Annotated in this window: 26 protein-coding genes; 13 read left to right on the forward strand and 13 right to left on the reverse strand. The window is 54.6% G+C overall.

The window, feature by feature from the left end; all coding sequences use genetic code 11:
• Positions 1-77: 77 nt before the first annotated feature.
• The 5 genes from ftsN (at position 78) to rraA (ending at position 4,614) form a co-directional block, all read left to right on the forward strand.
• Complete coding sequence (gene ftsN, locus JZ655_RS20605) at positions 78-1,079, forward strand: cell division protein FtsN (RefSeq protein ID WP_046886214.1); 1,002 nt, start codon at positions 78-80, stop codon at positions 1,077-1,079.
• A 94-nt stretch (positions 1,080-1,173) separates the two neighbouring features.
• Positions 1,174-1,704 (forward strand): ATP-dependent protease subunit HslV, encoded by a 531-nt coding sequence (gene hslV / locus JZ655_RS20610; RefSeq protein ID WP_003862036.1) that lies wholly within the window; start codon positions 1,174-1,176, stop codon positions 1,702-1,704.
• A gap of 9 nt (positions 1,705-1,713) precedes the next feature.
• Positions 1,714-3,045: an ATP-dependent protease ATPase subunit HslU gene (hslU, locus tag JZ655_RS20615; protein WP_207292632.1), complete on the forward strand. Its 1,332-nt coding sequence runs from the start codon at positions 1,714-1,716 to the stop codon at positions 3,043-3,045.
• Between the two features lie 64 nt (positions 3,046-3,109).
• On the forward strand, positions 3,110-4,036 hold the full coding sequence (gene menA, locus JZ655_RS20620) for a 1,4-dihydroxy-2-naphthoate polyprenyltransferase (protein WP_207293890.1): 927 nt from the start codon (positions 3,110-3,112) through the stop codon (positions 4,034-4,036).
• Between the two features lie 92 nt (positions 4,037-4,128).
• On the forward strand, positions 4,129-4,614 hold the full coding sequence (rraA, locus tag JZ655_RS20625; protein WP_046886212.1) for a ribonuclease E activity regulator RraA: 486 nt from the start codon (positions 4,129-4,131) through the stop codon (positions 4,612-4,614).
• A 38-nt stretch (positions 4,615-4,652) separates the two neighbouring features.
• Here the strand turns inward: rraA and JZ655_RS20630 are convergent, their stop codons facing one another.
• Together JZ655_RS20630 and zapB are read right to left on the reverse strand one after the other, a co-directional pair.
• Entirely contained in the window at positions 4,653-5,039 is a 387-nt protein-coding gene (locus tag JZ655_RS20630) for a hypothetical protein (RefSeq protein WP_207292633.1), read from the reverse strand.
• Between the two features lie 757 nt (positions 5,040-5,796).
• A complete protein-coding gene (gene zapB / locus JZ655_RS20635) occupies positions 5,797-6,036 on the reverse strand; it encodes a septal ring assembly protein ZapB (RefSeq protein ID WP_040078018.1) in 240 nt (79 codons plus the stop codon).
• A 400-nt stretch (positions 6,037-6,436) separates the two neighbouring features.
• Between zapB and JZ655_RS20640 the strand changes: the two genes are divergently transcribed.
• From JZ655_RS20640 to fpr, 4 genes are all read left to right on the forward strand, one after another.
• Complete coding sequence (locus JZ655_RS20640; RefSeq protein WP_040078017.1) at positions 6,437-7,282, forward strand: MIP/aquaporin family protein; 846 nt, start codon at positions 6,437-6,439, stop codon at positions 7,280-7,282.
• A gap of 21 nt (positions 7,283-7,303) precedes the next feature.
• Entirely contained in the window at positions 7,304-8,812 is a 1,509-nt protein-coding gene (glpK, locus tag JZ655_RS20645; protein ID WP_040078016.1) for a glycerol kinase GlpK, read from the forward strand.
• Positions 8,813-8,935: 123 nt separating this feature from the next.
• Positions 8,936-9,946, forward strand: coding sequence for a class II fructose-bisphosphatase (glpX, locus tag JZ655_RS20650; RefSeq protein ID WP_207292634.1), 1,011 nt, complete (start codon positions 8,936-8,938; stop codon positions 9,944-9,946).
• Positions 9,947-10,041: 95 nt separating this feature from the next.
• The gene (gene fpr / locus JZ655_RS20655; RefSeq protein ID WP_040078014.1) at positions 10,042-10,788 is read left to right on the forward strand and encodes a ferredoxin--NADP(+) reductase; all 747 of its coding nucleotides are present in this window, start codon (positions 10,042-10,044) and stop codon (positions 10,786-10,788) included.
• Here the strand turns inward: fpr and JZ655_RS20660 are convergent, their stop codons facing one another.
• Entirely contained in the window at positions 10,789-11,208 is a 420-nt protein-coding gene (locus JZ655_RS20660) for a DUF805 domain-containing protein (RefSeq protein ID WP_207292635.1), read from the reverse strand.
• Between the two features lie 113 nt (positions 11,209-11,321).
• On the opposite strand from JZ655_RS20660, the gene JZ655_RS20665 reads away from it, so the two are divergent.
• Both JZ655_RS20665 and tpiA read left to right on the forward strand, forming a co-directional pair.
• Positions 11,322-11,918, forward strand: coding sequence for a DUF1454 family protein (locus tag JZ655_RS20665; RefSeq protein ID WP_207292636.1), 597 nt, complete (start codon positions 11,322-11,324; stop codon positions 11,916-11,918).
• Positions 11,919-12,029: 111 nt separating this feature from the next.
• The gene (gene tpiA / locus JZ655_RS20670) at positions 12,030-12,797 is read left to right on the forward strand and encodes a triose-phosphate isomerase (protein ID WP_040078010.1); all 768 of its coding nucleotides are present in this window, start codon (positions 12,030-12,032) and stop codon (positions 12,795-12,797) included.
• A 36-nt stretch (positions 12,798-12,833) separates the two neighbouring features.
• Here the strand turns inward: tpiA and JZ655_RS20675 are convergent, their stop codons facing one another.
• The 6 genes from JZ655_RS20675 to cpxP form a co-directional block, all read right to left on the reverse strand.
• Positions 12,834-14,138: an SLC13 family permease gene (locus tag JZ655_RS20675; RefSeq protein ID WP_207292637.1), complete on the reverse strand. Its 1,305-nt coding sequence runs from the start codon at positions 14,136-14,138 to the stop codon at positions 12,834-12,836.
• A 73-nt stretch (positions 14,139-14,211) separates the two neighbouring features.
• Entirely contained in the window at positions 14,212-14,961 is a 750-nt protein-coding gene (locus JZ655_RS20680; protein WP_207292638.1) for a CDP-diacylglycerol diphosphatase, read from the reverse strand.
• A 105-nt stretch (positions 14,962-15,066) separates the two neighbouring features.
• Positions 15,067-16,056: a sulfate ABC transporter substrate-binding protein gene (locus JZ655_RS20685; RefSeq protein ID WP_207292639.1), complete on the reverse strand. Its 990-nt coding sequence runs from the start codon at positions 16,054-16,056 to the stop codon at positions 15,067-15,069.
• Between the two features lie 131 nt (positions 16,057-16,187).
• Positions 16,188-17,150 (reverse strand): 6-phosphofructokinase, encoded by a 963-nt coding sequence (pfkA, locus tag JZ655_RS20690; RefSeq protein WP_040078006.1) that lies wholly within the window; start codon positions 17,148-17,150, stop codon positions 16,188-16,190.
• 165 nt (positions 17,151-17,315) lie between these two features.
• Positions 17,316-18,230, reverse strand: a complete 915-nt coding sequence (gene fieF, locus JZ655_RS20695; RefSeq protein ID WP_040078004.1) for a CDF family cation-efflux transporter FieF — start codon at positions 18,228-18,230, stop codon at positions 17,316-17,318.
• Positions 18,231-18,383: 153 nt separating this feature from the next.
• A complete protein-coding gene (gene cpxP, locus JZ655_RS20700; RefSeq protein WP_040078003.1) occupies positions 18,384-18,884 on the reverse strand; it encodes a cell-envelope stress modulator CpxP in 501 nt (166 codons plus the stop codon).
• Between the two features lie 150 nt (positions 18,885-19,034).
• On the opposite strand from cpxP, the gene cpxR reads away from it, so the two are divergent.
• Together cpxR and cpxA are read left to right on the forward strand one after the other, a co-directional pair.
• The gene (gene cpxR / locus JZ655_RS20705; protein WP_040078001.1) at positions 19,035-19,733 is read left to right on the forward strand and encodes an envelope stress response regulator transcription factor CpxR; all 699 of its coding nucleotides are present in this window, start codon (positions 19,035-19,037) and stop codon (positions 19,731-19,733) included.
• On the forward strand, positions 19,730-21,103 hold the full coding sequence (cpxA, locus tag JZ655_RS20710; protein ID WP_040078000.1) for an envelope stress sensor histidine kinase CpxA: 1,374 nt from the start codon (positions 19,730-19,732) through the stop codon (positions 21,101-21,103). The genes cpxR and cpxA overlap by 4 nt, the downstream gene beginning before the upstream one ends.
• 103 nt (positions 21,104-21,206) lie before the next feature.
• Here the strand turns inward: cpxA and yiiM are convergent, their stop codons facing one another.
• The 4 genes from yiiM to rhaS form a co-directional block, all read right to left on the reverse strand.
• On the reverse strand, positions 21,207-21,881 hold the full coding sequence (gene yiiM, locus JZ655_RS20715) for a 6-hydroxyaminopurine reductase (RefSeq protein ID WP_046886202.1): 675 nt from the start codon (positions 21,879-21,881) through the stop codon (positions 21,207-21,209).
• A 66-nt stretch (positions 21,882-21,947) separates the two neighbouring features.
• Positions 21,948-22,568 (reverse strand): superoxide dismutase [Mn], encoded by a 621-nt coding sequence (gene sodA, locus JZ655_RS20720; protein ID WP_003861999.1) that lies wholly within the window; start codon positions 22,566-22,568, stop codon positions 21,948-21,950.
• 152 nt (positions 22,569-22,720) lie between these two features.
• Positions 22,721-23,569: an HTH-type transcriptional activator RhaR gene (gene rhaR, locus JZ655_RS20725; RefSeq protein ID WP_207292640.1), complete on the reverse strand. Its 849-nt coding sequence runs from the start codon at positions 23,567-23,569 to the stop codon at positions 22,721-22,723.
• Between the two features lie 71 nt (positions 23,570-23,640).
• Entirely contained in the window at positions 23,641-24,477 is an 837-nt protein-coding gene (rhaS, locus tag JZ655_RS20730; protein WP_040077995.1) for an HTH-type transcriptional activator RhaS, read from the reverse strand.
• Positions 24,478-24,662: the final 185 nt, after the last annotated feature.

Raw genomic sequence — 24,662 nt, forward strand, 5'->3', positions numbered from 1 at the left:
ACTCCCTTATCTGGTCAAAGGCCCGTCGCTTAAGTAACATGACGGGCTGACAAACGAATAAATACAGCGAAACGATAGTGGCACAACGAGATTATGTACGTCGCGGCCAGCCGGCACCTTCGCGACGCAAAAAGAGTAGCCCAAAGAAACAGCAACGGAACCTGCCTGCTGTCTCGCCTGCGATGATCGCAATTGCCGCGGCTGTCGTGGTGGCTTTTATTGGCGGCCTGTACTTTATTACGCATCATAAAAAAGAAGAGACTGAGGCACTTCAGGGCAGCAAAGTCGCCGGAAACGGCCTGCCGCCAAAACCTGAAGAGCGCTGGCGTTATATCAAAGAGCTGGAAAGTCGCCAGCCAGGCGTGCGTGCGCCAACCGAACCCTCCGCCGGAGGGGAGGTGAAGAACGCCGATCAGCTCACGAACGAACAGCGTCAGCTATTGGCTCAGATGCAGGCCGACATGCGCCAGCAGCCAACGCAGCTGAACGAAGTCCCGTGGAATGAACAAACGCCCGCACAGCGTCAGCAAACGTTGCAGCGTCAGCGTCAGGCTCAGGTCCAACAGCAACAACAGCAGCAGCAGTGGTCGCAAACCCAGCCGGTACAGCAGCCTCGCACGCAGCCGCGCGTGACGGAACAGCCTTATCAGCAGCCGCAGCAGCAAACGCGCACGGTACAGACGCAGCCTGCCCAGCAGCCAAAAGCGCAGCCGCAAAAGCAAGCGGCCCAGCCGTATCAGGATTTGCTGCAAACACCGGCGCATACCACCGCACAGCAGCCGAAAACGCAGCAGGCCGCACCGGTTACCAAAGAGACCGAGGCGCCGAAGCAAACGGCTGAGAAAAAAGATGAACGTCGCTGGATGGTACAGTGTGGTTCCTTTAAAGGGGCAGAGCAGGCGGAAACCGTACGTGCCCAGCTGGCGTTTGAAGGATTTGATTCACGCATCACCACCAATAACGGCTGGAATCGCGTGGTAATCGGCCCGGTGAAAGGCAAAGAAAATGCCGATGGCACCATTTCCCGTCTGAAAGTCGCGGGCCACACAAACTGTATCCGACTCGCATCCGGGGGTTGAAACCCCCAAAATCTCCCCCATCTATCATTCTATTCAGCCCTGAGCACTGGCTCAGGGCATCTGTTTCCCGAATTTGTAACCAGGGGGTCTGCTCGTGACAACAATAGTAAGTGTACGCCGTAACGGCCAGGTGGTGATTGCCGGTGATGGCCAGGCCACGCTGGGTAATACCGTCATGAAGGGCAACGTGAAAAAAGTTCGCCGTCTGTATAACGACAAAGTGATCGCCGGTTTTGCGGGCGGCACTGCGGATGCCTTCACGCTGTTCGAGCTGTTCGAACGTAAACTGGAAATGCACCAGGGTCATCTGGTGAAAGCCGCCGTTGAGCTGGCGAAAGACTGGCGTACCGATCGTATGCTGCGCAAGCTTGAAGCGCTGCTGGCAGTGGCGGATGAAAACGCGTCGCTGATCATCACCGGTAACGGTGACGTCGTGCAGCCAGAAAATGATCTGATTGCTATCGGCTCTGGCGGTCCGTATGCCCAGGCCGCAGCCCGCGCACTGTTGGAAAACACCGACATGAACGCGCGCGATATCGCTGTGAAGGCGTTGGATATTGCAGGTGATATCTGCATTTATACCAACCACAACCACACCATTGAAGAATTACCGTCTAAAGCGTAAGGATCGCCCATGTCTGAAATGACCCCACGCGAAATTGTCAGCGAACTGAACAAACACATTATTGGCCAGGACAACGCTAAGCGCTCCGTGGCGATTGCCCTGCGTAACCGCTGGCGCCGTATGCAGCTTGACGAAGATCTGCGCCACGAAGTGACCCCAAAAAACATTCTGATGATCGGCCCGACCGGTGTCGGTAAAACCGAAATCGCTCGTCGTCTGGCAAAGTTGGCCAATGCGCCGTTTATCAAAGTCGAAGCGACCAAGTTCACCGAAGTGGGCTACGTAGGTAAAGAAGTGGATTCCATCATCCGCGATCTGACCGACTCTGCGATTAAAATGGTGCGCGTGCAGTCCATCCAGAAAAACCGTTATCGCGCCGAAGAGATGGCCGAAGAACGTGTTCTCGACGTCCTGATCCCACCGGCGAAGAACAACTGGGGCCAGGCAGAACAGCCTCAGGAGCCCTCTGCAGCACGCCAGGCATTCCGTAAAAAACTGCGCGAAGGCCAGCTGGATGACAAAGAGATTGAGATCGATCTCGCTGCGGCACCGATGGGCGTTGAAATCATGTCTCCACCAGGCATGGAAGAGATGACCAGCCAGCTGCAGTCTATGTTCCAGAACCTGGGCGGCCAGAAACAAAAACCGCGTAAGCTGAAAATCAAAGATGCGATGAAGCTGCTGATTGAAGAAGAAGCGGCAAAACTGGTTAACCCGGAAGAGCTGAAGCAGGACGCGATCGACGCCGTTGAACAGCACGGTATCGTGTTTATCGATGAGATCGATAAAATCTGTAAGCGCGGCGAATCCTCCGGCCCGGATGTTTCTCGCGAAGGCGTACAGCGTGACCTGCTGCCGCTGGTGGAAGGCTGCACCGTCTCCACTAAGCACGGCATGGTGAAAACCGACCATATTCTGTTTATCGCCTCCGGCGCATTCCAGGTGGCGAAGCCCTCTGATCTGATCCCGGAACTGCAGGGTCGTCTGCCAATCCGTGTAGAACTGCAGGCGCTGACCACAGAAGATTTCGAGCGCATCCTGACCGAACCTAACGCCTCTGTAACCGTACAGTACAAGGCGCTGATGGCGACCGAAGGGGTGAATATCGAATTCACCGAAGACGGTATCAAACGTATCGCTCAGGCCGCATGGCAGGTGAACGAAACCACCGAAAACATCGGTGCACGTCGTCTGCATACCGTGCTGGAGCGTCTGATGGAAGATATCTCTTACGATGCCAGCGATCTCAATGGTCAGAGTATTACCATTGATGCCGACTATGTGAGTAAGCACCTTGATGCTTTAGTAGCAGATGAAGATCTGAGCCGTTTTATCCTATAATCGCGTTCATTGCATTTTCATCACAAACGATGGGGCTGAAAAGCCCCATTTTTATTGGCACATAATAACGATGACTGAAATCAGCCGTACGCAAGCCTGGCTAGAAAGCCTGCGCCCAAAGACTCTCCCACTCGCCTTTGCTGCCATTGTGGTAGGCACGGCCCTCGCGTGGTGGCAGGGTCATTTTGATCCTCTTGTTGCCTTGCTGGCGTTGATTACCGCTGGCTTACTGCAAATTCTCTCTAACCTCGCCAACGACTATGGCGATGCCGTAAAAGGCAGCGACAAACCCGATCGTATCGGACCTTTGCGCGGCATGCAGAAAGGGGTCATTACTCAGGAACAGATGAAACGGGCCCTGATTATCACCGTGGTGCTGATTTGTCTGTCCGGGCTGGCGCTGGTTTCGGTTGCATCAAAAACCTTTAGCGATTTTATCGGCTTTCTGGTGTTGGGTTTGCTCGCCATTATCGCGGCCATTACCTACACGGTCGGCACCCGACCTTATGGCTACATTGGTCTGGGCGATATTTCAGTGCTGGTCTTTTTCGGCTGGCTGAGCGTAATGGGCAGCTGGTATCTGCAGGCTCATACGCTGATTCCTGCCCTGTTCTTGCCAGCGACCGCCTGCGGTCTGCTGGCGACGGCAGTGCTGAATATTAATAACCTGCGTGATATCGACAGCGACCGCGTGAACGGCAAAAACACCCTGGCGGTGCGTTTAGGCCCGGTGAATGCCCGTCGCTACCACGCCTGCCTGCTGATCGGCGCGCTGGGTTGCCTGGCGTTATTCAACCTGATTTCGCTGCAGAGCGTGTGGGGCTGGCTGTTTATTCTGGCGGCGCCGCTGCTGATTAAACAGGCGCGTTATGTCATGCGCGAACAACGTGCAGAGGCCATGCCCCCGATGCTCGAACGTACCGTAAAAGGGGCGCTGCTGACTAACCTGTTGTTCGTTATCGGTATTGTGCTCAGTCAGACGCTGAGTTAACTGACAAATATCAATTAACAATTGATGATTTTGCCAACAATGCCTTTCGCGCGATATACTGAAATCACTCGCAGCAACAGAGCGTTAAGCCTATGAAATACGATACCTCCGAGCTTTGCGACATCTATCAGGAAGATGTCAACGTCGTAGAACCCCTGTTCTCCAATTTTGGTGGACGGTCGTCATTCGGCGGTCAAATCATCACGGTGAAATGTTTCGAGGACAACGGGTTGCTGTATGATCTGCTCGAACAGAACGGCCGTGGCCGCATTCTGCTGGTCGATGGCGGCGGCTCCGTGCGTCGTGCGTTAATCGATGCCGACCTGGCGCGTCTTGCTACGCAGAACGAATGGGAAGGGATTGTGGTCTACGGCTCCGTGCGCCAGGTGGACGATCTGGAAGACCTGGATATCGGCATCCAGGCTATCGCAGCCATTCCGGTGGGGGCTGCGGGTGATGGCATCGGCGAAAGCGATGTACGCGTCAATTTCGGCGGCGTCACCTTCTTCTCTGGCGATCATCTGTATGCCGACAATACCGGGATTATCCTTTCTGAGGATGCGCTGGATATTGAGTAACGAAAAAGGCCATCGGCAAACCGGATGGCCTTTTTCTTTTATTTGTCCTCACCCGATTCATAATAGGTGATACGAATTTCATACGTTCCCTTCCGCTCCTCGACAGCAATCCCCATCTGAACACGACGGTCGGGATAGCTATCAATATAAGCGTTGAGCTTTTCAGCTATCGACTGGATTTTATCCCCTTCAATATCCGTAAACGTAAGCGTACTGATCTGCAAGCCACTTCCCTCATCGGCGTGACGGGAGAAATACCAGTGCGATGCAAGCTTGGGTGCCTGCCTGAGCGGTTCAGGTGTTAATAAATAATATTGAAGAAAATCTCGTTGCGTGTATTCCTCATCCATGAAGGAACGCGTCATTAAAAGACAATAAAGTATCGCCAGCGCAGAGAACGTTAAAATAAGGAAATATTTCTTCATATGCGCAATTCACGAATGATATGGGGATCGGCCACTGGCTCGATCAATGACATAAAAGCCGGCAGGCTCCCAGAGTAGGGTTGGTGTGTACAGCTTGTATCGGCAGGGTCAGGGAAAAGTAAAGGGAGCACGCTTTTATTCTTAAACTGTCCAACTGGACCATAATAATCCCAGATACGCCATGCCTGCTCTTTGGGACATATATGAAGAAAAGAAGTGTAATCCGTGTAGTCCACTGCCTGGCAAAAGCCGAACAGATTGGAAACTAAATCCTCTGCACTGTATCCGCTGTCGGTTATGACGACATACGGCCAACAGGCCTGTAATGACTCAAACTGATGTGAAGTACTCATAAAGATGGATAACGCGACCCCCTTTAATACCCTGTCACTCAGCCCTCTTCTCACTAAGAAGCCTCGGTATATACCTGTAGTAGACTGAGCCCCCCACCATTTTTTCGACATACTCTGATGGTAGGTCACTTCAAACCATTCATTATCTCCACCGCGCCGCATCGTCATTTGTTGCCATAAACGTTCGGCTCCAGCGGGATTGGCGTGCCCCAAATCGATCCACCCTAAATTTTCCGTATAAATGAGACCGTACTGAGATTCCCGGGTGATATATCTATATTGTTATCAATAATATAGCTTCGTTTCGTCATCTCGCGCTCCGTGTGAGTTGTCGTATCAAGCGAATCTATTTCGATGAAATAAAAAAGGCACGCATTTAGCGTGCCTTTTGTACGAATTCGGAATTACACTTCTTCCATACGTCCCAGAAGTGCCTGCAGACGATCCTGCCAGCCACTCTGCTGTTCGCGCAGCTGGTTGTTTTCACGCTCCAGCTCTTCACGACCGTGCTGTGCAGCCTGAACATCCTGCGCCAGCGCGTTGTTTTTTTCTTTCAGCTCTTCGATTTCCATCTGCAGCAGCGTGATGGTGTCAATCGCCTGCTGTACTTTCGATTCCAGTTTCTCAAACACTTCTAAAGACATGATCCTACCTCTCCTGAATTGCAAGGCGACGCTTCAATGTAAACGCGCAAGACATATGTTCCGATTGTATGGAGCGCCGTCGCCCCTGTCCAGCGGCAAGCCGCGTAGATCGCGGTTTGACACACTTTTCGGCCTCGTCCTGGTGCATTCGCGTCACCTACCCCTTAATTGTTAATACTTTAGTTAACAAAATGGTCCATCTCATACACCAGACTTATCCTTAAATGCGCTTCATGGCGCGAAAACGCTCATTTTATTGACGCAGCACACACATTTTAAGTTCGATATTTCTCGTTTTTGCTCGTTAACGATAAATTAACACTGTGTCTACAGGACATGGTGGTCAGCGCTAAGCTGACCGCGCTAACAATAACCATTAATTATTCTTCAGGATCCGATTATGAGTGAAACATCAACCTTAAAAGGCCAGTGCATTGCCGAGTTCCTTGGTACCGGGTTGTTGATTTTCTTCGGAGTGGGATGCGTCGCTGCACTGAAAGTGGCAGGTGCCAGTTTCGGGCAGTGGGAAATCAGTATTATCTGGGGTCTGGGTGTGGCGATGGCCATTTACCTGACTGCAGGGGTATCTGGTGCACATCTTAATCCGGCGGTGACCATCGCGCTGTGGCTGTTTGCGTGCTTTGATGGACGCAAAGTGGCTCCGTTTATTCTTTCGCAATTTGCCGGCGCGTTTTGCGCAGCGGCATTAGTTTACGGGCTTTATTACAATCTTTTCATCGACTTCGAGCAGACGCACCACATGGTGCGCGGCAGTGCCGAAAGTCTGGATCTGGCGGGAATTTTCTCCACTTATCCGAACCCGCACATCAATTTCGTGCAGGCCTTCGCGGTTGAAATGGTGATTACCGCTATTCTGATGGGCGTCATTATGGCGCTGGGTGATGATGGCAACGGCATTCCACGCGGGCCGCTGGCACCGCTGCTGATTGGTTTGTTAATTGCGGTAATTGGTGCCTCAATGGGGCCACTGACCGGCTTCGCCATGAACCCGGCGCGCGATCTGGGACCCAAAACCTTCGCCTTCTTCGCGGGCTGGGGCAGTGTGGCCTTTACCGGTGCTAAAGACATTCCTTACTTCCTGGTGCCGCTGTTCGGCCCTATCGTCGGGGCTTCTCTTGGGGCGTTCGGCTATCGTAAGCTGATTGGCCGCCACCTGCCGTGCGACACCTGCGTAGTTGAGGAGAAAGACACCGCCTCTGCTACTGAATCAAAAGCTTCGCTGTAATCTGACTACGGGACTCTAAACATGACCGACAAAAAATATATCGTTGCGCTCGACCAGGGCACTACCAGCTCCCGCGCTGTCGTAATGGATCATGACGCGAACATCGTCAGTGTTTCACAGCGCGAATTTGAACAAATTTACCCGCGTCCAGGCTGGGTGGAACACGACCCGATGGAGATCTGGGCATCACAAAGCTCTACCCTGGTAGAAGTGCTGGCGAAAGCCGATATCAGTTCCGATGAAATTGCCGCGATCGGCATTACTAACCAGCGCGAAACTGCCATTGTCTGGGAGCGCGAGACCGGTAAGCCGATTTACAACGCCATCGTCTGGCAGTGCCGTCGTACCTCCGAGATCTGCGAAAAACTGAAGCGCGACGGCATGGAAGAGTACATCCGCAGCGCTACCGGCCTGGTGGTTGACCCTTACTTCTCTGGCACCAAGGTGAAGTGGATTCTGGATCACGTAGAAGGCTCACGCGAGCGGGCAAAACGCGGTGAATTGCTGTTCGGCACCGTCGATACCTGGCTTATCTGGAAGATGACCCAGGGGCGCGTTCACGTTACCGACTACACCAACGCCTCGCGTACCATGCTGTTTAACATTCACGATCTGGACTGGGACGATAAGCTCCTGGATGCGTTGGATATCCCGCGCGCCATGCTGCCGCAGGTGCGTAAATCATCAGAAGTGTACGGCCAGACCAATATTGGCGGTAAAGGTGGCACCCGTATTCCTATCGCCGGCATTGCCGGGGACCAACAGGCGGCGCTGTTTGGCCAGCTGTGCGTCAAAGAAGGGATGGCTAAGAACACCTACGGCACCGGCTGCTTTATGCTGATGAACACCGGCGAGAAGGCGGTGAAGTCTGAGCACGGCCTGCTGACCACCATCGCCTGCGGTCCACGCGGCGAAGTGAACTACGCCCTGGAAGGGGCCGTGTTCATGGCAGGGGCATCCATTCAGTGGCTGCGCGACGAAATGAAGCTCATCAGCGATGCCTTCGACTCAGAATATTTCGCCACCAAGGTGAAAGACACCAACGGCGTGTACGTGGTGCCGGCATTTACCGGGCTGGGCGCCCCTTACTGGGACCCGTATGCCCGCGGTGCGATTTTCGGCCTGACGCGTGGCGTGAACTCGAACCACATTATTCGTGCCACGCTGGAGTCCATTGCCTACCAGACGCGCGACGTACTGGAAGCGATGCAGGCTGACTCCGGCATTCGTCTGCACGCGCTGCGTGTCGATGGCGGCGCGGTTGCCAACAACTTCCTGATGCAGTTCCAGTCCGATATCCTCGGCACCCGCGTAGAGCGCCCGGAAGTGCGTGAAGTGACCGCGCTGGGTGCGGCGTATCTGGCAGGTCTGGCCGTCGGCTTCTGGCAGAACCTCGATGAGCTGCAAGAAAAAGCGGTAATCGAACGTGAATTCCGCCCGGGTATTGAAACTACCGAGCGTAACTACCGTTACAGCGGCTGGAAAAAAGCGGTGAAACGCGCTCTGGCGTGGGAAGAGCACGACGAGTAATCCTCTATTCCCTCTCCCATCGGGAGAGGGTCAGGGTGAGGGGCGCAGACCGCACCGGTCTCCGCCCCCCTTCCCACTCTGTGATAAACTTCGTGCAATTCCTTTTGATTGTACGAGTCCCTCATGAAACGTGAACTTGCTATCGAGTTTTCCCGCGTCACCGAAGCTGCCGCGCTCGCAGGCTATAAATGGCTGGGCCGTGGCGACAAAAATACCGCCGACGGCGCTGCCGTCCACGCGATGCGCATTGTACTTAACCAGGTCAACATCGACGGCACCATCGTGATTGGCGAAGGCGAAATCGACGAAGCGCCCATGCTCTACATCGGCGAAAAGGTCGGTACCGGCAATGGCGACGCGGTTGATATCGCCGTCGACCCGATTGAAGGCACCCGCATGACCGCCATGGGGCAGGCCAATGCGCTGGCTGTGTTGGCCGTGGGGGATAAGGGCTCGTTTCTCAATGCGCCCGATATGTACATGGAAAAGCTGATTGTGGGTCCAGGGGCAAAAGGCGCCATTGACCTCACTCTGCCGCTGGAAGATAACCTGCGTAACGTCGCCGCCGCGCTGGGAAAATCTCTCAGTGAACTGACCGTTACCATCCTCGCGAAACCGCGTCACGACGCCACCATTAAGCAGCTACAGCAGCTGGGCGTGCGCGTTTTTGCCATTCCGGATGGCGATGTGGCCGCGTCGATCCTTACCTGCATGCCTGATAGCGAAGTGGATGTCATGTACGGTATTGGTGGCGCACCGGAGGGGGTCATCTCTGCAGCCGTCATTCGCGCGCTGGATGGCGATATGCAGGGCCGCCTGCTGGCACGTCATGATGTGAAGGGCGATACTGAAGAGAACCGCCGTATCGGCGAAGAGGAGCTGGCCCGCTGTGCCGCAATGGGCATCCAGGCCAACGCCGTACTGCGGCTGGATGACATGGCACGCAACGATAACGTTATCTTCTCGGCAACCGGCATTACCAAAGGCGATCTGCTGGATGGCATAACGCGCAAAGGCAATATGGCCACAACCGAAACTCTGCTGATCCGCGGTAAATCACGCACCATCCGCCGGATCCAATCTATTCATTACCTCGACCGCAAAGATCCAAACGTCCAGACGCACATTCTGTAAACCGTTTGATCAAACGAGCTTTCCAGCCGCAACAGGCTGGAAATCTCCGCGATGAGGAAGGAAGATAAAGACAGATATTTGCACAGGAGAAGACCATGGCGGAGTGGGTAACAGCGAAAGTCACCAGGAACACGTTCTGGACCGATGCACTATTTAGTCTTACCGTTCATGCCCCTGTTCACCCCTTTAAGGCCGGGCAATTCGCCAAGCTGGGGCTGGAGATCGACGGTGAACGCGTGCAGCGCGCCTATTCTTACGTTAACGCGCCTGACAATCCAGACCTTGAGTTCTATCTCGTCACCGTGCCCGATGGCAAGCTAAGCCCTCGCCTCGCGGCGCTGAAACCGGGCGATGAAGTGCTGATTGTGAGTGAAGCGGCGGGTTTCTTTGTCCTCGAAGAGATCCCGGACTGCGACACGCTATGGATGCTGGCAACCGGCACGGCCATCGGCCCTTATCTCTCTATTTTGCAGTACGGCCAGGATCTGGAGCGCTTCAAAAATATCGTGCTGGTGCATGCCGCTCGCTATGCCGCAGATTTGAGCTATTTACCCCTGATGCAGGAGCTGCAAAAGCGCTACGAAGGGAAGTTAACCATTCAGACCGTCGTCAGCCGCGAAACGGTTGCAGGCTCGCTTACCGGACGCGTACCGGCGTTAATCAAGAGTGGTGAACTGGAGAACGCCGTTGGCCTGCCGATGACGGCGGAAACCAGCCATGTGATGCTGTGCGGCAACCCGCAGATGGTGCGCGACACCCAACAATTACTGAAAGAGACCCGGCAGATGGCGAAACACCTTCGCCGCCGACCGGGCCATATGACCGCAGAACACTACTGGTAATCAGCGAAACTTCACGTCCTGCGTCTCTTTACCATACTTATTCTCGCTCTGGGTGCCCACAAAGGCACCCAGGTCGATAATGATCATTACAAAGAGAATGGTCGGTAACAGGCGCCCCACCACCCAGGGTAATATTGACGGCAGCATCGACCAGTTTCCCGCCAGCAGCATCCACGCCAGTATCACCAGCAACGCCCATAGCCCGGAGCGACCGCGATCGTGCAGACGTTTTACCACCACCGATGCCGTAGGCCAGAGCAGGCACACCAGCGCAAAGGCCGCAGTCTGGGTCGTCAGCCAGGCGTTATACGCTGCGGCAAATAAGATCAGCATGGCGGCAATCCACGCGCCAATCCAGATCCAGAAATCACGGCGGCCTATCCGCCCTTTGAAGGAGAACAACCACTGCTGTAGGGTCATGTAAGATTCCTGATTATTATCGCGACGCGTAGTTTAACCTGGAGCCGCATCTTTTTGACAAGCCAGGCGGATACCGTTTTAATCGTGTGCAGTAATAATTTGGGGTTTTATCGATGAAGATGTGGTTTCACCTTGTTTGGCTCTCTTTAACGCTGCTTAGCGCGGGCTTCTCTGTACGCGCTGCCCAAACCCCTGCGCCCGCGACTGCACCCTATGTCATGCCTGGGGCGCCCTCTTTTGATCAGTCCATTAGCCAGTTCCGCGAAACCTTTAATAGCAACAATCCTAAGCTGCCGCTCAATGAATTTCGCGCCATCGATGGTGCGCGCGATACGCCCAATCTCACCCGTGCTGCCAGCAAGATAAACGAGAACCTGTACGCTTCCACGGCGCTGGAACGCGGTACGCTGAAAATCAAAAGTATGCAGGTGACCTGGCTTCCCATTCAGGGGCCAGAGCAGAAAGCGGCAAAAGCGAAAGCGCTGGAATACATGAGTGCCATACTGCGGGCCTTTACCCCGGCGCTGACCAAAATTCAGAGTCAGCAAAAATTGCAAAAGCTACTCACCGCCGGCAAGAGCAAACGCTATTACGCCGAGACAGAGGGCGCGGTCCGCTATGTTGTGGCAGATAACGGTGAAAAAGGCCTGACCTTCGCCGTTGAACCGATTAAGCTGGCGTTATCTGAGTCACTTGGCGGGGCTAATTAATGACGAAAAGCAAAGCCTTTCGGGTGAAAATCTCTATACTGATTCACAGACCATGCTGCCCGGAAGGGTGGCCATATTCCTTAATTCGCTGACTAAGCGTGGAGAATTGAAATGCGACATCCTTTAGTGATGGGTAACTGGAAACTGAACGGCAGCCGCCACATGGTAAACGAACTGGTTGCTAACCTGCGTACAGAGCTGGCTGGCGTGACCGGCTGTGCTGTTGCAATCGCTCCGCCGGATATGTATCTGGACCTGGCTAAACGCGCTGCTGACGGCAGCCACATCGTGCTGGGCGCGCAGAACGTTGACGTTAACCTGTCTGGCGCATTCACCGGTGAAACGTCCGCTGAAATGCTGAAAGATATCGGCGCGAAATACATCATCATTGGCCACTCTGAGCGTCGTACCTATCACAAAGAGTCTGATGAGTTTATCGCTAAGAAATTCGCTGTGCTGAAAGAGCAGGGTCTGATTCCGGTTCTGTGCATCGGCGAAACCGAAGCAGAAAACGAAGCGGGCAAAACTGAAGAAGTTTGCGCACGTCAGATCGACGCGGTGCTGAAAACCCAGGGCGCAGCGGCCTTTGAAGGCGCGGTTATCGCTTACGAGCCAGTCTGGGCGATCGGTACTGGCAAATCCGCAACGCCTGCACAGGCTCAGGCAGTTCACAAATTCATTCGCGACCACATTGCCAAAGCCGATGCGAAAATCGCTGAGCAGGTAATCATTCAGTACGGCGGTTCCGTGAACGCAGCGAATGCGGCAGAGCTGTTCACCCAGCCGGATATCGACGGTGCGCTGGTTGGCGGTGCCTCTCTGAAAGCAGACGCCTTCGCAGTGATCGTGAAAGCGGCTGAAGCAGCAAAACAGGCCTAAAAGCCTTTTTCCTCTCCCCCAACGGGGAGAGGAAACCTAGATTTTTCCCAGCAGGCTAAACCACAGATAATCCAGCGGCAGCAGAATCAGCCAGGTTGCCAACGCCAGCGCAATACAGAGCAACATCCCCGCCTTTGCCGGCACTTTTCCCAGCCCCATCGCAACCACAATCGGCGACGCCTGATACGGCAGCAGCGGCGTGGAGTAGCCCAGCACCTGGATCATAATCACCGACAGCAGCGGAAAGCCGGTGGCATCTGAGAAACTCTGCGCCAGGGTGGTATAGAGCGCAGGAACGCCGTTAGCGGTCATGATAAAGTTCAACGCGGTAGTAATGCCCGTCAGCGCCAGGAAGCTGGTGAAGGGGCTCTCTTTGTCCAGCGGCATCACCTGCAATAGCGCCTCGCCGACCGCGTTGCCGATACCGGTTTGAGTGACGGTGATCGCCAGACCCAGGATACCCGCCACATAGATGCAGGTGCGCATATTCACTCCGGCAGAAAACTCTTCACCGGTGATAAAACCAACACGCGGAAGCATCACGATCACGGCCGCCGCCAGCCCGGTCCAGGCGGGCCCAATGCCGTGCCAGCTCTCGCTTACCCACATCACCAGTACAGCTGCCAGTAGCCATGCCAGGCGCTTCTCATCTCGTCCCATGGGCTCTGACGGCGCCAGATCCTGGGGCGGCTTTGGCGCACCGGGGAACAGCCAGCAAATGAGGCCGATCAGAATCACTCCTTTCAGAATGCCAAGCACCGGAGTATGCAGTAGCAGATACGGCACATAGTTGAGGTGGATGCCATACGACCCCTCCGCTGCGCCGCTCATCACCAGGTTCGGCACGTTAGCAGGCAGAATGGTCGCCGAAAGCTGGAAGGTACCAAAGCCCACCGCCAGCGCCAGGCCAAACCATGCTCGTGAACCGTCTGCAATCCCCGCGCGCTTCGCCATCGCCGCCACAATAGGCATCAGCAGCGCAATACGGCCCATGTTGGAGGGCATCACGAACGCCAGCGCATAACTTAATAGCACCACGCTCGCTACCATCAGCATCCAGGAGTCGGTCAATTTAGTCGAGAGTGCTCTCGCCGCCCTGTCTGCCAGACCGGTTTTGCGGATAGCGACACCAAGCACAAATCCGCTGAAAACCAGCCAGAAGGCCGACGAAGCGAAACCGCCAAAAATAACCTCAGGCGGCGCGATTTTGGCGGTCATCGCTGCGGTAAAGAAGAGCAGCGCGGTAATAAATTCTGGTAGAAGGGAGGTTGCCCAGAGCACGATGGTGATGCCAACAATGATCGAGGGCAGGAACAGAGGGTGAGTAAACCAGAGCGACATACCTGTCTCCTGTCGTTTTTTTCAGCAAGTCTACGGCGACAGGCAGCCAGAGACAACGCTATTTATGGTGGGGTCACTGCAGAATATCGCATTGATGATCCTGTAATTCTTCCGCGGATGCGCGGTTAAGCAGTAGCAGGTTGCGCTCGGTCGCCAGCAGGACAAAGGAGCCGTCAGCCTGCTGTGCCATCGCCAGTGCAAAACGCCCCATGTGGTTGCGTGCTTCCGGCACCTCTTCCGCCAGCATCAAAAAGGGGCTGCGTTTGACCAGTTCGTTTTCCGTCACCCGACGCGCCAAGTAGTCGTGCCCCGCCAGCCCGCCGGGAAAGGGAAGCCATTGAGTACTGATTTGCGCCTGATGCGTATCAAGCTTGATGCGCACGTCCGGGCGCAGGCAAGAGATATGAATATGGAAGTGGTTTTGCGTACGTCCGGTTGGCGAATTAATGGTGAGCGAGACGGCGCTGGCGGGCACCTCCGCGCCGCGTTTACGGCTCATAAAATTGCGCGCCTGCCATGCCAGCCAGAAGAAATTAGGCGTATGGGGCTCCAGCAGTAGCGGGCTTTCGGTACCCTTGATGCGATAAGTGGGCATCAGCAGATACTGTAAGGGACCGTTACGATCTTTGAATACCACGTAGCCTGCATCCGTTTTCACCTGCTCGCAGGGCGCGGGTTGGCGATGCTGCTGCTGATTGGGTACGCACTGCTCAAGCACGATGTGGCGAAGGGCATCCGGGTTGCCCGCCTTCATCCAGAACCCAACGCCTGCAGCGCCGACAATGACCACCAGCACCAGTAAGATAAGCCCTGCTCTTTTCATCTCGCGTTCCCTGTTTTGACCAGAAGAAGAGAGTAACGCAAAAAAGTGACCAATAAAAAACCCGGCGGATTTCTCACGCCGGGTCATCGCCTTTTCCGCCAGATCTTAGCGTTTGCTGATCTGGTCGAAGGTACCACCGTTGGAGAAGTGGTCCTTCTGCGCCTTCGCCCAGCCGCCGAATACATCGTCAATGGTGAAGAGCTTCAGTTTCGGGAAGGTGCTTTCATATTTCTTCGCCACCGCCTCATCACGCGGGCGATAGTAGTTCTTCGCCGCAATCTCCTGCCCTTCCGGGGTGTAGAGATATTTCAGATAGGCCTCCGCTACCGCTTTGGTCCCCTTCTTCTCGACCACTTTGTCGACCACAGAGACGGTCGGCTCGGCCAGAATTGACTCGCCTGGGGTCACAATTTCAAACTTGTCTTTACCCAGTTCGTTGGTCGCCAGCAGGGCTTCGTTTTCCCAGGCAATCAGCACATCGCCAATACCCCGTTCAACAAAGGTGTTGGTTGCGCCACGTGCGCCGGAGTCCAGCACTTCCACGTTTTTAAACAGCGCCTTCACGAAATCCTGCGCTTTTGCCTGATCATTGTTGTTGTGATGAAGGGCATAACCCCACGCAGCCAGGTAGTTCCAGCGTGCGCCACCGGAGCTTTTCGGATTTGGTGTGATAACAGAAACGCCCGGTTTAACCAGATCGTTCCAGTCATGAATCTGTTTAGGGTTACCTTTGCGTACCAGGAACACGATGGTAGAGGTGTAAGGGGCGGAGTTATCCGGCAGGCGTTTGATCCAGTTCTTATCAATACGACCACGCTCTGCAATGGCGTCCACGTCATAGGCCAGCGCCAGGGTGACCACGTCGGCTTCAATACCGTTGATGACGGACGTAGCTTGCTTACCTGAGCCACCGTGAGACTGACGGATCACGACATTATCGCCAGTTTCCTGTTTCCAGTGCGCCGCGAAGGCCTTGTTGTACTGTTCGTACAGTTCACGCGTCGGGTCGTACGACACGTTCAGTAACTGGATATCCTTAGCCAGAACGCTGGTCGAAGCCAGCAATAATGTTAAACCTACGCTCCACTTATTCATCGCCCAACTCTCTAATGTGATATTTGATGAGTGAAGCGTGCCAGAAAGCGGACCATTGATTAAAGAATAAAAAAAGATTGGTTATAGCAACGGGGAATAAAAGCCCTCTCCGGACGGAGAGGGCCAGAGGATTAATACAGTTTTTTCGCGCAGTCTAACCAGTCACCTTTGAACGGACGCTTCATATTTTCAATCGCGTCGATGATGTCATGGTGAACCAGTTTTTCGTTCTGAATACCGACGCAGCGGCCACCGTGGCCCTGCAGCAGCAGATCGATCGCATATGCGCCCATGCGGGACGCCAGGATACGGTCGTATGGCCCTGGGGAGCCGCCGCGCTGGATGTGGCCCAGTACGGTCGCACGGGTTTCGCGCTTGGTTTCGGTTTCGATGTACTTCGCCAGTTCATCTACATCACAGATGTGCTCAGTGATGGCTACGATGGCGTGTTTCTTACCTTTCGCGATACCGGCTTTGATTTCTGCTACCAGGTCTTCACGGCTGAATTCCACTTCCGGCACCACGACGAACTCACACCCCCCCGCGATGGCCGCAGCCAGCGTCAGGTCGCCACAGTAGCGGCCCATCACTTCAACGATGGAGATACGCTGGTGGGAAGAGGAGGTGTCACGCAGGCGGTCAATCGCTTCAACGACGGTACCCAGTGCGGTGAAGAAACCGATGGTGTAGTCGGTACCTTTGATGTCGTTATCGATGGTGCCTGGCAGACCGATGCACGGGAAGCCCATTTCAGTGAGACGTTTTGCCCCCATGTAGGAGCCATCGCCCCCGATAACAACCAGTGCGTCCAGGCCGCGCTTCTTCATGTTTTCGATCGCCACTTCACGGATGCGATCATCGCGGAACTCAGGGAAACGTGCAGACCCCAGGAAGGTGCCGCCACGGTTAATCATATCGGACACGCTGTAGCGGTCGAGTTGTACCATGCGATCTTCATACAGGCCCAGATAACCATCATAGATACCAAAAACTTCCAGACCTTCCGTCAACGCTGCACGGACTACACCACGAATTGCCGCGTTCATGCCCGGCGCATCACCGCCGCTTGTCAACACACCGATTTTCTTAATCATGACTACCTCTGAACTTAGGAATGCAAAAATGAAATCTGTTGCCGGAAGACGTCTGGCGACCAATTTATACTGCAAATAGTATATCAATCACTTCCGGCTGAATTGATTCAGGTCAGACCCAATGGCGGTAATTTATCCACAAAATGCTGGCCTGGCTCACTTTTTTTACAACGAATTACGAAAGCTCAAATGGTCATTGCCTGACCTGGGTACGACTGAGCAGGGATCCTGATGAATAATGACATCTGAGCCCGGGAAACGCTGCAAAATCGCCTGCTCGACCTGCTCAGCCACCAGATGGGCCTGAACAAGCGGCAGGTTATCTTCCATTTCCAAATGAATCTGTATAAAGCGGGTCGGCCCTGACTGCCGCGTGCGAAGATCGTGCGCCCCGCTGACGCCAGGCCAGGAGATCACGATTTCAAAGATTTCTTGCCGTTCTGCGTCGGGAAGTGCCCGGTCCAGAAGCGCTTGTACCGCTTCGTAGCCCATGCGTAACGCACAATATAAAATATACACCCCGATACCTAACGCGAATATTGCATCGGCCCGGTGCCACCCGTACCAGGCGAGACCGAGTGCAATAAGAATAGCGCCATTCATCATAACATCAGACTGATAATGAAGCATATCTGCCCGTACCGCCTGGCTTTGCGTTTTTCGCACCACCCAGCGCTGGAACGTAACAAGAACTAATGTGCTAATAAGCGCGATAACCGTCACCCCAACGCCTACGCCCGGATCTTTCATCGGCGTTGGGTTGAAAAGATGCTGGATGCCGGTCAAAAAGAGAAACAGCGCCGAACCCGAAATAAACATACTTTGCGCCAGCGCGGCAAGGGATTCCGCCTTACCGTGGCCAAAGGTATGTTCCTCGTCTGCGGGTTGCAGCGAGTAGCGCACCACCAGAAGGTTGGTGAGCGAGGCGGCAATATCCACCAGCGAGTCTACCAGTGCCGCCAGAATACTGACCGAGCCGGTGTACCACCACGCGAAAATTTTTATCAGCAGTAATCCCGACGCCATAATCGTCGCTGCGATTGCCGCCCGGCTTACAAGCCGTCCATAGGATTGATTCATAAACACTCCTGTCATGACATGCCGCTAGTATAACGGATGCAGGGGAGCCAATAAGATGAATAAAAAGTTAACGCGCGCGAATTTCAGGCAAAAAAAACCCCCACATCATGTGGGGGAAGACAGGGATGGTGTCTATGGCAAGGAAAACAGGGTTTACTGGTTGCTACGGGTATTGCTACTGAAAAACGTTGAGTCGGAACTCTTCTGCATCCGTGCAACCTCACGCAACTGATCCATCCGTTGCTGATGTTTCTCGTTCAGAACCGCTTGCTGCTCGGGCGTTAGCAGATGGAACATTTGGTTGCGGACCCGGGCCATCTCGACCTGGCGAGCAACCTGCTCTTGCGCCATCTTTTCTGCCTGAACGCGCACAGCGCTTTCATCAAAATTTTCTGCGGTGACAAGGCGGTGCATTGTCTCCATTTCGCTAACATTAACAGGGGGCTGGTCATGTCTTGCCCTCTGCATCAGATCTCGCATCTGTTGACGCTGATGTTCGGTTAAACTTATGCCGTCAAACATATGGCTTTGGCTGCTGGGTTGCGTAATGCCCTCACTGGAAGACTTGTTATCGCCGGTGATGACTCCAGCCGCCTGGCTTAAAGCACTAAACGCCAGTGTTGAGGCCATGACGGCAGCGGTAACTTTGCGCATCACTTGCTCCCAAAATCTTTCGTGTCGCGATTCAACGAGAGACAGTCTACGATTCAGGCTGCAAACATGCGTCAGGGGGTGTAAAACAACGTAAAGTCATGGATTAGATAGCCTTGATGACGTAATTTCTGCCTCGGAGGTATTTAAACAATGAATAAAATCCTGTTAGTTGATGATGACCGAGAGCTGACATCCCTGTTGAAGGAGTTGCTCGACATGGAAGGCTTTGATGTACAAGTTGCCCATGACGGGGAACAGGCGCTGGGTCTCCTTGACGATAGCATTGACTTGCTTTTGCTCGACGTCATGATGCCGAAGAAAAACGGTATCGACACCCTTAAAGAGCTTCGCCAGACACACCAGACACCCGTTATTATGCTGACCGCGCGCGGCAGCGAACTTGACCGCGTCCTCGGCCTTGAGCTGGGCGCAGACGACTATCTACCGAAACCGTTCAATGACCGTGAACTGGTGGCCCGTATTCGCGCGATTCTGCGCCGTTCACACTGGAGTGAGCAGCAGCAGAATACCGATACCGGATCGCCAACCCTTGAAGTGGACTCCCTGAGCCTGAATCCTGGTCGCCAGGAAGCGAGCTTTGACGGCCAGGCGCTGGAGTTGACCGGTACCGAATTCACCCTGCTTTATCTCCTGGCGCAACATCTGGGCCAGGTGGTATCGCGTGAACACCTTAGCCAGGAAGTGCTGGGTAAACGTCTCACGCCGTTCGATCGGGCCATTGATATGCACATCTCTAACCTGCGCCGTAAGTTGCCAGAGCGTAAGGATGGGCATCCGTGGTTTAAAACCCTGCGTGGCCGTGGTTATCTGATGGTCTCCGCTTCATGATAGGCAGCTTAACCGCCCGCATCTTCGCCATTTTCTGGCTGACGCTGGCACTGGTTTTGATGCTGGTCTTGATGCTGCCTAAGCTCGATTCCCGCCAGATGACGGAGCTCCTCGATAGCGAGCAACGTCAGGGCATCATGATTGAGCAGCACGTAGAAGCGGAGCTCGCTATTGATCCGCCCAATGATTTGATGTGGTGGCGCAGGCTTTTTCGCGCCATTGATAAATGGGCGCCGCCCGGCCAACGTCTTCTGCTGGTGACCAGCGAAGGGCGCGTGATCGGTGCGGAACGCAGTGAAATGCAGATCATTCGCAACTTTATTGGCCAGGCAGATAACGCCGACCATCCGCAAAAGAAAAAATATGGTCGGGTCGAGATGGTGGGGCCCTTCTCCGTACGTGACGGGGAAGATAACTACCAGCTTTACCTGATTCGTCCTGCAAGCAATTCCCAGTCCGATTTTATTAACCTGCTATTCGACCGGCCGCTTCTGCTGCTCATTGTCACGATGCTGGTCAGCTCGCCGCTGCTGTTGTGGCTGGCATGGAGTCTGGCTAAACCTGCACGTAAGTTGAAAAATGCGGCCGATGAAGTGGCGCAGGGTAACCTGCGACAGCACCCTGAACTGGAAGCGGGACCGCAAGAATTCCTGGCGGCAGGGGCCAGTTTTAACCAGATGGTGACGGCGCTTGAGCGGATGATGACCACCCAGCAACGCCTGTTATCTGACATCTCCCATGAGCTACGCACGCCGCTGACGCGCCTGCAGCTCGGAACCGCCCTGCTTCGCCGCCGTAGCGGAGAGAGCAAAGAGCTGGAGCGTATCGAAACGGAAGCGCACCGTCTGGATAGCATGATCAACGACCTGCTGGTGATGTCTCGCAATCAGCAGAAAAATGCGCTGGTGAGCGAAAAGGTGAAGGCCAATCACCTGTGGCATGAGGTGCTGGACAACGCCGCCTTTGAAGCTGAGCAGATGGGCAAGTCGTTTACCGTTAACTTCCCGCCCGGACCCTGGCCGCTGTACGGTAACCCCAACACGCTGGAAAGCGCGCTGGAGAATATCGTGCGTAACGCCCTGCGTTACTCGCATACGAAGATTGAGGTGGCCTTCTCGGTCGATAAAGACGGCATTACCATTAACGTGGATGATGACGGCCCGGGCGTCAGTCCGGAAGACCGCGAACAGATTTTCCGTCCGTTCTACCGTACCGATGAGGCGCGCGATCGCGAGTCTGGCGGCACGGGGTTGGGTCTGGCGATTGTCGAGACCGCGATGCAGCAGCACAATGGCTGGGTGAAAGCCGATGACAGTCCGCTGGGCGGTCTGCGGTTGACGCTGTGGCTGCCGCTGTATAAACGTTCGTAGCTCCCCCCCTCACCCTAACCCTCTCCCCCCAGGGGAGAGGGGACTGCCCGGTGCGTTTTTCTCACCCTCGCCCCTTTAGGGAGAGGGCCGGGGTGAGGGGACGTTACCTCCCCCACAATCTCCGCGAATTATCCTCGATCTTCCCGCTAATACGGCGCTTCTGCATCGTTCTGGTCCAGCTGGTGGACAATCCTGCCGCCGACAGCAGACGATGGTACTGCTCATCGTCAAACGGCATATGCCAGGCGATCGCGCAGGCATCGTACACCGACACATCACTCACACGGGAAACGAGTTCCAGTGGGGCATCCGTCAGCACTTTCCCCGCCAGCACCACCCGGTAGAGCCAGCCGGTTTTACCGGCACTTTGCAGCCGGGCGGACATATCCTCTATGCCAAAATGGTAGTTAAGTTTGAAGCACGGCGAACGCGGCTGCGTCACCTGAATCAGGGCATCACCCCAGCGGAAGATATCGCCGATAAAGACGTTTTGTTCGGTCAGCCCTTCGGTAGAGAGGTTCTCGCCAAACGCGGGGGCGACGAAGCGCTCCGCCTGCCCGGGGAATTCGTTCATCCAGAAAGCATAATGCTCGCGCGGATAGTGGCACAGCGCGCGCTCCGGCCCGCCGTGAATTTTCTTTTCAGCCTGCTCATCACCCACGAGACCGCGCTCGGTTAAGCTCAGCTCGCCGTCCACCTGTACTTTTGCGATAGCGCTGGGGCGGCTGCCTTCGTACTCCGTTACCTTGCCTGTAAACACGTTGACCGGGTAGTGCATCTCTACTCCTTCAGATACAAAAAAAGCGAGTCATCAGACTCGCTTCTCATTCAGGTCAATGCAACCTTATTTTTTAGCAGCGAAACGCGCAGCAGCTTCGTCCCAGTTCACGACATCCCAGAAGGCTTTGATGTAGTCAGGGCGACGGTTCTGGAACTTCAGGTAGTAAGCGTGTTCCCACACGTCCAGACCCAGGATTGGGAAGCCGGATGCACCAGAGATTGCTTCACCCATCAGCGGGGAGTCCTGGTTAGCAGTAGAAACTACCGCCAGTTTGTCGCCTTTCAGCACCAGCCAAGCCCAGCCAGAGCCGAAACGGGTCGCAGCGGCTTTTTCAAACTCAGCTTTGAAGTTGTCCACGGAACCGAAGTCACGCTCGATAGCGGCTTTCAGGTCGCCCTGCAGGGTGGTGCCAGTTTTCAGGCCTTTCCAGAACAGGCTGTGGTTAGCGTGACCACCTGCGTTGTTACGCAGTACGGTTTTTTTGTCGGCTGGCAGCTGGTCCAGTTTGGTGATCAGCTCTTCAACCGGCAGGTTAGCGAACTCTGGCAGGCTTTCCAGCGCGGCGTTCGCGTTGTTCACGTAAGTCTGGTGGTGTTTAGTGTGATGGATTTCCATCGTCTGCTTGTCGAAATGCGGTTCCAGTGCGTCATAGGCATACGGCAGGGATGGCAGTGTATAACTCATAATCCTCTCCATTAGTGTCGGGCGGCACAGCTGTTAATGCCGCGTAAGCAGTTGGTTCATTATAGTTAATTAAATGATATTGAAAATGATTATCAATGCCGTACACTTTGTGTGGTTATTATTTTATTATAAATGACTGAATGACGGGGCGATCATGCCGCCTTGCGGCTGCGCTGGCGCCACTGGACCGGCGTCATGCCCACTTCGCGGTTGAACACCACAGAGAAGTAGTTACTGTCCTCAAAACCACAGCGCATCGCCACCTCACTCACCATCAGTTCCGTGTGCTGCAACAGATATTGTGCGTGGCAGATCCGCAGCTGGCGCAGGTAATGATTAACCGTCATACCGGTCTGCGTGCGGAACTGTTGACGTAATGCCCGCTCGCTGCACTGCTCCTGCTCGCAGAACTTCTCCAGCACAAAGCTGCGGTTCAGGCTGCCCGCTAGGGCGGTGATAAGTTTGTCGAGAAGGGCTTCCTGCTCATTCGCTGAAGGGTGATCGGTGGCGTAACGAAAGCGCTTAAGGGTCATCACCAGCTGCGCGAAAAGGAGTTCAGACATTGAGTTAGCAAGGGGATCACTCTTCTGGCTCTCTTGCTCCAGTTGGGCAATCACCTGTCGAACCTGAGTCACGCCGTTACTGCTCAGTCGCCAGTGCGGTTCGCCGCGCGCCTCAGTAAAACGCGGAATAGCCGCCGCCCAGTCGACGTTGAGCTTCAGCCTTTCAGGGCAGTAGATAACGTTCTGCAACACCAGGTCGTTAACAGAAGCGTAGGAGTGTTTATCTTCGGCGCGAATGTAAAACAGGTCACCGCGGGTGATGCGATAAGGACGGTCATTAAGCACGTGAAGCCCGTTGCCTCGCCAGACCAAAACCATTTCGCAAAACTCATGGGTATGCTCGGCAAAGACATTTTGCGGGTAGCGATCCGCCACGGCAACGGCCTGGCCGGCACCGGCAAAAAAGTCGGCTTTGCGAAGGATCAACTGAGCGGCCACGGTACACCTCAACGACTAATAACCGCTTATTATCGGCCATTTACGCTGAAAAAACGGTGATTTTACTCGCGTTACTGAAGCGGCGTATCCCGGCCCTGGCGAATGTCGCGCGGGGACCAGTTAAATTCCCGGCGAAATAGCGTTGAAAAATGGTTACTGTCGCCGAAACCGCAGCGATAAGCGATATCTGTCACGCTCTCATCGGTGTGGCGCAACAGATGACGCGCCTTAATCAGGCGTAAACGGTTGAGATAGCGCTGTGGCGTCGACCCGGTGTGCTGTTTCAGCTGGCGATGCAGGGTGCGCAGCGAAAGCGAAAAGTTATCTGCCAGCGTTTCCCAGCACACATCTTCGGCAAAATGGTCTTCCAGCCACGCCATCAGCTGATTAAGACGCTCATCGTTATTGCCCGCCTTTTCCATCAGGCTGCTACGGCGCAGCAGGACCAGCAGCTGCATAAACAGCAACTCATAACTGGCGATCGCATGGGTATCCCCGCCAGCGTCCATCATCTCCATCTGGCTTACCAGCTGCCTCACCTGCTGTAAGGTGGACTGGTTAACACGCCAGTGCGACGGATAATGGCCGTCCTGCTCCTGCGGCAACAGCTTATTCAGTCCCGACAGAAACTGGAACGCCTCTGGCGAACGGTAGAGAACATTGGTCAGGCAGAGGTTGTCAGTATGTTCATATAAATGCCGATCATGATCGCGCACAAAGCAGACGGTACCGCCGCTAATGGTGTAGGGCTGGCCGTTGAATACGTGTATGCCGGTGCCGTGTTCCACAATCACAATCTCATGAAAATCATGATGGTGTTCTGGAAACGCCGCCTGAGGAAGCCGTGGCTCGATCGCGACTGGCGAACCTCCAGAAGGGAAAAAATCCACGCTGTGCAGTACGGTCATAACGGCCCCTACGAATGAGAAATGTTCTCAAAATAGTAATTAAGCCCCTGCGAACTCACCTTAAATTTTTGACAGCAAAGTGCGCAAAGCCTGTCGGTTTTTTAAGAAACGCGCGGAAAGATCGGGAAATGCGGTCAGGGTCACATCTCCTGAATTCCCGGGGATAACTGGAAACTGTGAACTCT

Origin of the sequence: Leclercia pneumoniae, assembly GCF_017348915.1 — a bacterium.
Classification (GTDB): domain Bacteria; phylum Pseudomonadota; class Gammaproteobacteria; order Enterobacterales; family Enterobacteriaceae; genus Enterobacter; species Enterobacter pneumoniae.

Coding starts and splice junctions, on each gene's coding strand:
- JZ655_RS20675 (WP_207292637.1), bottom strand. CDS start 14,138: ATGTCGCTCTGGTTTACTCACCCTCTGTTCCTGCCCTCGATCATTGTT.
- JZ655_RS20660 (WP_207292635.1), bottom strand. CDS start 11,208: ATGACCCTACAGCAGTGGTTGTTCTCCTTCAAAGGGCGGATAGGCCGC.
- glpK (WP_040078016.1), top strand. CDS start 7,304: ATGACCGACAAAAAATATATCGTTGCGCTCGACCAGGGCACTACCAGC.
- fpr (WP_040078014.1), top strand. CDS start 10,042: ATGGCGGAGTGGGTAACAGCGAAAGTCACCAGGAACACGTTCTGGACC.
- JZ655_RS20640 (WP_040078017.1), top strand. CDS start 6,437: ATGAGTGAAACATCAACCTTAAAAGGCCAGTGCATTGCCGAGTTCCTT.
- JZ655_RS20665 (WP_207292636.1), top strand. CDS start 11,322: ATGAAGATGTGGTTTCACCTTGTTTGGCTCTCTTTAACGCTGCTTAGC.
- rraA (WP_046886212.1), top strand. CDS start 4,129: ATGAAATACGATACCTCCGAGCTTTGCGACATCTATCAGGAAGATGTC.
- yiiM (WP_046886202.1), bottom strand. CDS start 21,881: ATGCACTACCCGGTCAACGTGTTTACAGGCAAGGTAACGGAGTACGAA.
- hslU (WP_207292632.1), top strand. CDS start 1,714: ATGTCTGAAATGACCCCACGCGAAATTGTCAGCGAACTGAACAAACAC.
- sodA (WP_003861999.1), bottom strand. CDS start 22,568: ATGAGTTATACACTGCCATCCCTGCCGTATGCCTATGACGCACTGGAA.
- cpxA (WP_040078000.1), top strand. CDS start 19,730: ATGATAGGCAGCTTAACCGCCCGCATCTTCGCCATTTTCTGGCTGACG.
- rhaS (WP_040077995.1), bottom strand. CDS start 24,477: ATGACCGTACTGCACAGCGTGGATTTTTTCCCTTCTGGAGGTTCGCCA.
- glpX (WP_207292634.1), top strand. CDS start 8,936: ATGAAACGTGAACTTGCTATCGAGTTTTCCCGCGTCACCGAAGCTGCC.
- tpiA (WP_040078010.1), top strand. CDS start 12,030: ATGCGACATCCTTTAGTGATGGGTAACTGGAAACTGAACGGCAGCCGC.
- JZ655_RS20680 (WP_207292638.1), bottom strand. CDS start 14,961: ATGAAAAGAGCAGGGCTTATCTTACTGGTGCTGGTGGTCATTGTCGGC.
- JZ655_RS20630 (WP_207292633.1), bottom strand. CDS start 5,039: ATGAAGAAATATTTCCTTATTTTAACGTTCTCTGCGCTGGCGATACTT.
- pfkA (WP_040078006.1), bottom strand. CDS start 17,150: ATGATTAAGAAAATCGGTGTGTTGACAAGCGGCGGTGATGCGCCGGGC.
- cpxP (WP_040078003.1), bottom strand. CDS start 18,884: ATGCGCAAAGTTACCGCTGCCGTCATGGCCTCAACACTGGCGTTTAGT.
- fieF (WP_040078004.1), bottom strand. CDS start 18,230: ATGAATCAATCCTATGGACGGCTTGTAAGCCGGGCGGCAATCGCAGCG.
- zapB (WP_040078018.1), bottom strand. CDS start 6,036: ATGTCTTTAGAAGTGTTTGAGAAACTGGAATCGAAAGTACAGCAGGCG.
- cpxR (WP_040078001.1), top strand. CDS start 19,035: ATGAATAAAATCCTGTTAGTTGATGATGACCGAGAGCTGACATCCCTG.
- JZ655_RS20685 (WP_207292639.1), bottom strand. CDS start 16,056: ATGAATAAGTGGAGCGTAGGTTTAACATTATTGCTGGCTTCGACCAGC.